Source organism: Symbiobacterium sp., from assembly GCF_040797425.1.
Lineage (GTDB): Bacteria > Bacillota > Sulfobacillia > Symbiobacteriales > Symbiobacteriaceae > Symbiobacterium.
In genome coordinates, this window is the sequence record NZ_JBFNEH010000019.1 from 46,900 (window position 1) to 55,514 (window position 8,615).

5 protein-coding genes are annotated in these 8,615 nt (G+C 71.5%); 2 read left to right on the plus strand and 3 right to left on the minus strand.

Annotated features, from left to right (window positions below; genetic code table 11):
* Positions 1–9: 9 nt before the first annotated feature.
* Positions 10–579 carry a thioredoxin family protein gene (locus AB2385_RS07975; protein ID WP_367654427.1) on the minus strand — a complete coding sequence of 190 codons (570 nt, stop codon included), beginning with the start codon at positions 577–579 and terminating at the stop codon, positions 10–12.
* Between the two features lie 124 nt (positions 580–703).
* Positions 704–3,271, minus strand: coding sequence for an alpha-mannosidase (locus AB2385_RS07980; protein ID WP_367654428.1), 2,568 nt, complete (start codon positions 3,269–3,271; stop codon positions 704–706).
* A gap of 141 nt (positions 3,272–3,412) precedes the next feature.
* Between AB2385_RS07980 and AB2385_RS07985 the strand changes: the two genes are divergently transcribed.
* Together AB2385_RS07985 and AB2385_RS07990 are read left to right on the plus strand one after the other, a co-directional pair.
* A complete protein-coding gene (locus AB2385_RS07985) occupies positions 3,413–5,998 on the plus strand; it encodes a glycoside hydrolase family 2 TIM barrel-domain containing protein (RefSeq protein ID WP_367654429.1) in 2,586 nt (861 codons plus the stop codon).
* Positions 5,991–8,297: a hypothetical protein gene (locus AB2385_RS07990; RefSeq protein ID WP_367654430.1), complete on the plus strand. Its 2,307-nt coding sequence runs from the start codon at positions 5,991–5,993 to the stop codon at positions 8,295–8,297. Before AB2385_RS07985 ends, AB2385_RS07990 begins: the two co-directional genes overlap by 8 nt.
* Positions 8,298–8,323: 26 nt before the next feature.
* Here AB2385_RS07990 and AB2385_RS07995 read toward each other — a convergent pair.
* Positions 8,324–8,615 (minus strand): hypothetical protein (locus tag AB2385_RS07995; RefSeq protein ID WP_367654431.1); only part of this gene is annotated, 292 nt, incomplete at its 5' end.

The window sequence follows — 8,615 nt, forward strand, 5'->3', positions numbered from 1 at the left end:
CCTTCCTACCTATATCTTGTGCTGGAGCGCTGTGTTTATGTACTGCAGCAGTTCGTCCACCACCCCGTGGGGCATCACCTTCTCGTAAGCGGCGGCCAGCACCTGCTTGAACCGCTCGAAGGCGGCGGGGCGGGCGGGGTCGCCCTGCGGGGGCAGCGGCTGCAGCGGCCGCGCGGCCTCCTTCACCGCCCGGGGGCGGCTGCCCCAGTGGGTGAGGTACTCGAGATCGCGCGTCATGAAGATGAAGCAGGGGATGGCGCGGGACGTGCCGTTCTCCAGGTACTGGTCCATGATGTCCAGGTTCTGGTCCCGGAAGAACCAGCGCGCCTCCATGCCCGCCTCCTCCGCCACCCGGGCGAGCACGGGCCCCGTCCGGGCCGCGTCGCCGCACCAGTACTCCTCCAGCACCAGCACCTTCAGCCCCAGCGGGCGCAGGGCGGCCAGCGCCTCCCGCTGCGCAGGCGTGAAGGTCACCGACTCGTAGATCTGCCTGCGCTGCTCCTGGTGCTCGGTGGCCCCGGCCAGGTACTCGCCCCACGTGAGTCCCGTCGCGAAACGCTCCGCCGATACGACCGGCACAGAGACCCCTCCCCATCGCAAAATCCGGTTGCTGTGGGTTTTGACGGCGCCGGCCCGCCCCGCGCTACGGGCCCGCCCCGGGCCGGGCGCCGCAGCCCTGTGCCACAGGCCAGGGGGAGTTCCGTCAGAACGGTTCTTCCAACAGGTTGACCTCCTGCACCGCGCCGTCCGGCCCGATGCGCAGGGTCTTGATCTGGCACGGCCCCAGTGCCACCGGGAAGTCGGCGCCCAGCAGCGGGATGCGCACCCGCACGCGGGCCGCACGGCCGCAGGGCTCGTAGAGCCGCAGGACCCAGTCGTCGCCCTCTTCGGCCCGCTTCAGGGCTGTCGTCGCCGCACCGTCGGGTGGGTCCACGGAGAGGAAGGACTGCGCCTTCGGCAGGCTGCCGGGGTGGGCGTATTCCCGCACGAAGGTGAGCGGCTCGTTGAAGTCCTGGGCGGCCTGCACCACGCCCGCGTCCCGCCAGTCGCCCGCGTGGGGCAGCAGGGCCCAGCGGCACACGTGGACTCCCTGGTCCAGGTGTCGGTCCGCCGGGCGCAGCGGGCGGGCGTCCCGGTCGCCGCCGCCGTGGATCGGGCTGCGCAGGATGGAGAGGCGCAGCTCGCCCCCCAGCGCATCGGCGCCGTACTTGCCGTCGTTCAACAGGGCCACGCCGTAGGCGAGCCGCCGGGCGGCCCGGTCGCAGGCGGCGCCGCCCGCGTCCCCCTGCCCGGCCCAGTTGGCCTCGGTGGTCCTCGCCTCCCCGGCCAGGAAGCCCGTCACGTCCACCCACTGCTGAATCGGCTCCTCCTGCCCCGCCGCCGGCCGCTCCACGAAGCCGAAGGGCACCGAGCAGGTGAGCCGGGCCTCCTCCAGGGCGAAGGGGAAGGCCAGCTTCAGGAACCGGTACTCCTCGTGCCAGTCCACCTCCAGCCGGCCGTGGATGGCCGGGCTCTCCCGGTAGAGGGTGATCTCCTGCCGGGCGGTGGAGCGGCCCCAGCGCAGCGTGATGCGCCAGGTGGCCCGCACCGGCCCGTTCTCGATCAGCTGTACCTCCGGCTCGCCGAAGACGCCGGCCAGGTGGCGGAAGTGGGCCCCCTTGCCCCAGGCGTTGGTGGGGTCGTCGATGACCAGCAACTGCGCTCCCGCTCCGGCCAGCAGCTCCCGGTCCAGCCGCCTGTCCCGGAGGCTTCGCAGGGCGCCGGTGCGGGGCTCCAGCTCCAGCCGCCACCAGTGGTTCTCCATCACCCGCTCGTCCGCGGCCAGGGGGAGGGCGTCGGGGCCAGGCAGGGCCGGCGGCCGGTCGACGATGCGGTAGAGCCGGTAGCCCAGCGGCGGCACGTCGGCCAGGAAGGCCACCCGCTTGCGGGGCGGGCCGGCCTCGCCCTCGGCGAACTGGTGCACCACGGGTCGGTTCTGGTCGTCCTGCACCTGCAGCTCGTCGATGTGCCAGTCGTTCAGCTCCACGTCGATGACTTCGCGGCGGGGCCAGGGGCTGGGGTTGAAAACCACCACCGGTACCCCGTCGCCCAGGTCGGCCACCGCGTTGCCCGGCCCGGTGCGCACCCGGCGCATGGCCTCCTCCACCGGGTGGTCGCCGCTGCGGGTGTCGATGTGGTGGGCGATGGCCTGCATGGCGGCGTGCGTGGCCCGGCGGGCGGTGCCGATGGCCTCGCCCAGCTCGCGCCGGACGTCCTCGTAGGCCCGGGGGATGCTGGTGCCGGCGAGGATGTCGTGGAACTGGTTGAAGAGCAGGTGCTGCCAGGCCCGCGCCAGCGGTTCCGCCGGGTAGGGCAGGCCGAACCGGGTGGCCACGGTGGACCATTTCTCGGCCCCGGCCAGGGCCGACTCCGCCTCCCGGTTCCAGCGCTTCACCCCCGCATGCGACGTGTAGCAGCCGCGGAAGGTGTACTGCAGGGGCCCCTTGTAGACGGGGTGTTCCCGACCGGCCGCCCGGTCAAAGAAGCCGTCGACGCGGCCCAGGCGGAGCGTGGGCCAGTCCGGGGAGGCCATGAGCTCCCGGAGGTTGGCGATGGCCTTCTTCGTCGGACCGCCGCCGTGGTTGCCCACGCCGAAGACCACCAGCCACTCGGGCGCGTCCGCCGGCCGCCAGTCGATGGCGGCGGTGAGCGAGTCCACCACCTGGTTCGGGTTCGAGTTGTAGGTCTCGATGCGGGCGCTGAGGATGCGCGTGCCGTCGGGCCCCTCCCACCAGAACAGGTTGGAAGGCAGCTCCAGCTCGTGGGGGTGGGGGCGCCAGAAGACGAAGTACTCCAGCCCCGACAGCCGGAAGATCTGGGGCAGGGTGGGGGGATGGCCGAAGGAGTCAGGCAGGAACGCCACCCGGGCCCGTTGGCCGAAGGCGCGCTGGAAGTAGCGCTGGCCGTAGAGCCCCTGGCGGGCCAGCGACTCGCCGGAGGGGACGTTCACGTCGGGCTCTACCCACCAGCCGCCCACCGGCTCCCACTGGCCGGATGCCACGGCAGCCTGGATTTCGGCCATCAGGTCGGGGTGGATCTCCATCCACTGGTACTGCGCCGCGGAGCTTTGCACGAAGACCAGGTCGGGGTTCTCGCGGATGCGGTCCAAAGCCGAGCGGAAGGTGGCCTTCACCGCCTCGCAGCCCTCCTGCCGGTCCCAGAGCCAGACCGGGTCCAGGTGGGCGTGGCCGGCCAGCGTAAAGGTAATCGCCTTGCTGCGCTTGCTGTTCACGTGCAGGTTCGTCCTCCTTCTCTCACCCATCGGGAGGAGATCACTCTCCCCTGGGCGAAGGACTTCTTATAAGCGTTAGACTAAGTTGGCCCAATCTCCTGGTCCGTCGCGGATGAATCTTCACAGACCGGAGGGATCGCCGTGCGGGTCTCGCTGAACGGATCGGACTGGCAGTTCAAGGGCTTCCTGGGCGAGGACTGGGTCTGGCGGGATGCCGAGAAGCCGGGCACCCGGGACGTGCGCTGGTGGTACCCGGCCGTCGTGCCGGGCAGCGTGCAGGCCGACCTGCTGCGGCTCGGCCAGATTCCCGACCCCTACTACGAGCAACAGAGCCTGCTCTCCGAGTGGGTCCACCAGCGGACCTGGATCTACAAGAAGTCGTTCCTGGCCGACCTCAGCTGGTGGGGCCGGCGGGTCACCCTTCGCTTCGAGGGAGTGGACTACGCCGCCCAGTTCTTCCTGAACGGCGAGCCGCTGGGCCGGCATGAGGGCATGTACACCCCCGTCGCTGTTTTGGTGGGGGACCGGCTGGGTTTCGGCGCCGAGAACCTGCTGGCGGTGGTGATCGAGCGGGCGCCGGACGAGGAGCCGCAGGTGAGCAAGACCTGCTACGTGCGTACCCATAAGGCCCGCATGAACTACTGGTGGGATTTCTGCCCCCGCATGGTCCACCAGGGCATCTGGGACGACGTCTACCTGGAGGTGACCGGCCCGGTGCAGGCAACGGACCTCTGGGTACGGCCGGAGCTCACGCCGGACTTCCGCCGGGCCGACCTCTCCGTCTCCGCCGTGCTGGACGCGGCCGAGCGCTGCCGGGTGACGGCCGAGATCGAGATCGCCCGCGACGGGGCCGTGGTGGCCCGGCACAGCTCCGCCCACGCCCTGCCGCCGGGCGAGACGCGGCTGAACTTCGCCCTGCCCCTGGAGCGACCTGCACTCTGGTGGCCCAACGGCTACGGGGAGCAGCCGCTCTACGAGGCGACGCTGCGCCTGATCACCGAAGACGGTGCGGTGTCGCACGCCCGTACCGTCACCTTCGGCATCCGGCGGGTGGAGGCGGTGCGGAACGAGGGGGCCCCGGAGGGCTCCCTGCCGTACACGCTGGTGGTGAACGGCCGGCGTGTTTATCTCAACGGCTGGAACTGGGTACCCATCGACGCCCTGTACGGCGTGGAGCGGCCGGCCAAGCTGGAGCGGCTGATCCGGCTGGCGGACCGGGCGCACGTGAACCTCTTCCGGGTGTGGGGCGGCGGCCTGATAGAGAAGGAGGCCTTCTACGACCTCTGCGACCGGCACGGCATCATGGTCTGGCAGGAGTTCATCCTCTCCAGTTCGGGCATCGGCAACAAGCCTTCCACCGACCCCGCATACGTGGCCATGATGGCCCGGGAGGCGGAGAGAATCATCCCCCGCCGCCGGAACCACCCGTCGCTGGTGATCTGGTGCGGCGGCAACGAGCTGATGGACGGCGGCGTACCGCTCACCGACGCCGAGCCTGTGCTGGCGGCCCTGAAGGACGCGGTGCGCCGGCTGGACCCCGACCGCCACTGGCTGCCCACCTCGCCCTCGGGGCCCGTGGCGAACCTGTCGCTCAAGGCGCTGGACGAGAACCCGGAGGGGCTGCACGACGTGCACGGGCCCTGGGAGCACCAGGGGCTCACGGCGCAGTATACCCTCTACAACCGCTCCACCGCGCTGCTCCACTCGGAGTTCGGCGCCGAAGGCATGGCCAACGTGAAGACGATCGAGGCGACCATCGCCCCCGAGCACAGGTGGCCGGCCACCAAGGACAACCCCGTCTACTTCCACCGGGGCGCCTGGTGGATCAACGAGCCGCTGGTGCAGAAGGCCTTCGGCGGAATCGAGGATTGGGTCACGCTCTCCCGGGCCAGCCAGTTCCTGCAGCACGAGGCCTTGCGCTACGCCCTCGAGGCCAACCGGCGCCGGCAGTGGCGGTGCAGCGGCTCGATCCCCTGGCAGTTCAACGAGCCCTTCCCCAACGCCTGGTGCACGTCTGCGGTGGACTACTACGGCGAGCCCAAGGGCGGCTACTGGGCCGTGGCCCGGGCGTACGCCCCGCTGGCGGTGACGGCCCGGTTCGACAGCCAGGTCTGGGCCGGCCGGGAGCGGTTCACCGCACAGGTGTGGCTTGCCCACGCCGGCGCGCAGGCGCTGGACGGACTTACGGTGAAGGTCCGGGTGGTGGGCGCCACCGGACGGGTCTACCGGGAGCAGGAGTGCGCGGCGACCGCGCCGGCGGCCGGGGCGGTCCCGATCTGCACGGTGGATCTGCCGCTGGCCGAGATCCGCGAGCCGCTCTTCTTCCTGGATCTGACCGTGACGGGCAGCCCGGACCTGACCGCGACCGGTGGCTCGGACATGGCCGTGTCCGGCGGCGCACGGCGGGTGGCCGAGAACCGGTACCTGTTCGCCACCGGAGAGAACCTGCGGCCGATGCTTCACCAGCCCACCGTCGCGGTGGAGGTGGCCGCGGGCGCAGACGGGCAGCTCACGCTGACCAACCGGGGGGCGGTCGCCGCCCTCTGCGTGCGGCTCGACGACGCCCGCCCGCTGAACGCACCGGGCTGGGCCTGGTTCAGCGACAACCTCCTCCACCTGCTGCCGGGCGAACGCCGGACGGTGCGGGTGGAATGGTCCCCCGAGGCGGGGCCGGAGCGGCGGCTCCTCATCCAGGGCTGGAACACGGAGGCGATTCGGCATGGTTAGCGGGAAGGCACCCGGCGAGGCGGTGCGGGTGAGCGGCGGCGAACTCCAGGTCGGCAACCGGCTGCGCGCGACAGCGCTGCTTTCGGTGCTCGTGCCGGACGGCGCGGGCGAGCGCGCCCTGCCCGTGCCGGTTGAAGATACGGAGCCGGGCCGGCCGGGTGAGCCGCAGGAGACCGGCCAAGCGGGCGCGGCGGGCTGCCGGGAAGGCGGCCGTGCGGGCGATGCGCCCATCCCCTTGGTCCTGCGCGGCCGGGCGCACGGCTTCGCCGCCGAGGCGGTCTGGACGCCACGGCCCGGCGAAGACGCTCCCTACTGGGACGTCGACCTGCGTGTCCGTTACGAGGGCGAGGTGCCGGCGGAGGCCGCCCTGCGGGTCAGTTTCGACCTCCTGGGGCCCGGCCGTCCCACCTGGCTGATCCCGGGCGTCTTCTACGGCCAGAACCGGCTGCCCCACTGCAGCCGCATCTACCCCCGGTACGATTTCGCCGGCGGCGATCCGCAGCAACTGGTCTCAGACCGCTGGTCCTTCCGTGCCGACCGGGCGGCGGTACCGGCCGTCTTCGCCTGGAACGAGGACGGCTCCGCCGCGCTGTCCACCGCCGAGACGAGCCCGCTGGGCATCACCGGCGTGGGCTTCGCGGGGAACGCAGACGGTACGAGGATCTGGCTGGACTTCCCCTTCCGGGAGGAACCGGTCACCTACCTGGCCCCCGGCACGCCGGGGCCGGCCGACCGCCCCCGCCACCGCTTCTCCCCCGGCGAGGAGGTGCTCCTGCGCTTCCGGGTCTGGGTCGGCGGGTCGGAGCCTCACGCCTACGCCCCCTTCGTGCGGCAGCTCTACCGGCTGGATCGGGCCGCTCACCCGCTGCGGCCCTGGATGGGGCTGCGCCGGGCCGCCGGGTTGACCGCGTACGGTCTCTACCGCTGGCACTATAAGCCCGACCTGGCCATCCTGTGCGAGACGGCCCCCTTCGACCGCGAAAGCGGGGCGCAGGACCGGCTCAACATGCACGTGGGCTGGGTGAGCGGCACGCCGTGGCTCCACGCCCTGCTGGAGTACGGGCGCGCCCACGGCCGGGAGGAGTACGTGGAGGCGGCGGTGGCGGTGATGGACAAGATCGCCTCCGGCCTCGCCCCGGCGGGGATCTTCTGGGGCGAGTGGCGCCAGGGCCGCGGCTGGAGCCAGGGGTGGACCCCCCACAAGGGCTGGGTCCACGCCCGCACGATTGCCGAGGCGACACTCTTCATGGTGCGCGCCCTGGCGGCGGAGCAGGAGCGGGGGGTGAACCACCCCGCCTGGGCGGCGGCCGTGCTGTCGAACCTGCTCTACGTCTGCCGCGTGCAGCGGGCCGACGGCGCCCTGGGGGCATACTACCACGCCGAGTCCGGCGAGGTGATGGACTGGGAGGGCGCAGGCGGCCTCCTGTGGATCGCCGCGCTGCTGGAAGCGGCGGAAGTCATGGAGGAGGTGGCGGACGCGCTGACGCAGGAGGGGGTCCCGTCCGGCGGGGATGCCCGGCCGCCGGTGGAGTGCGGGGCGCTTGACGGGGCCCTGTGCTCGGCGGGGTGCGGCTCGCATGCGGCGGCCCTGCACGGGATGGGGGGCCAGTCGCCAGAGTTGGCCCAGCCGTCGGCCGGAGGCAGGGCGCAGGCGGTGCGGGCCCTGGCCGCGCGCTTCCGGGACGCGGCCCTGCGGGCTGGCCAGTACTACCGGCGGTTCGTGGATGAGGCCTTCCTCTACGGTGCGCCGGAGGACGTGCACCTCTGCCCCACCAGCGAGGACGGCTACAACGCGGTGATCGCCTACGTGCGGCTCTACGAGGAGACCGGCGACCCGCAGTGGCTGGCCGTGGCCCGGGATGCCGCCGACTGGACCATGACGTTCCGCTGGACCTACAACCTCGCCTTCCCGACACACACCATGCTGGCCCAGTTCGACTTCCGGTCCCGGGGCGCCGACCTGGCCTCGCCTTCCAACCAGCATCTGCACAATTACGGCCTGATCGCCCTGCCCGAGATGCTGCGGCTCTGGCGCCACACCGGCGACGACTACTACCTGAAGCGCACCCGCGACAACCTGGCCTGCTTCCTCCAGTTCATCGCCAGGGAAGATGGCGACTTCAACGCCTACAAGGGCATGGTGACCGAGCGCTACTACAACACGAACTGCTTCCAGCCCAAGGGGATGCTGCTCACCCTCTCCCACGCCTGGAGCGTGGGTGCCGTGCTGTACGCCGCGCAGGAGGCGGCGCGGTATGAGGCGGAGTGGGGCATCGACCTCGGGTTGCCGGAGGAGTAGGAGACGGCCGGTGGTCGTCCTGTTGATCACGGGCGGCTGCGGCACACCCGCGCGAGCAGGCCCGAATCCGGGCGGTCGCCTACAAGGGCATCTGGCTGCTGATGGTCATCATGGAGCAGCACCGGTTCAAATCTAACAACCTCGAAGCAGCCTACCGCGGGCTTGCCGAGGCGAATGCCGTCCTGCGGCAGGTGGAACCCCGGTAGGGGGAGCTGGCTCTGCCCTGAGCGGATCTTGGCTGCCACGATAACGGCCGGGGCGTACCTGCCCCGGCACAGCGAGGGATTCGGGGCTGCGGTAGTTCGACGGGCGCTGGAG

Excerpts from the sequence above, each read along its gene's own strand:
- AB2385_RS07990 (WP_367654430.1), top strand. The coding sequence starts at position 5,991 with ATGGTTAGCGGGAAGGCACCCGGCGAGGCGGTGCGGGTGAGCGGCGGC.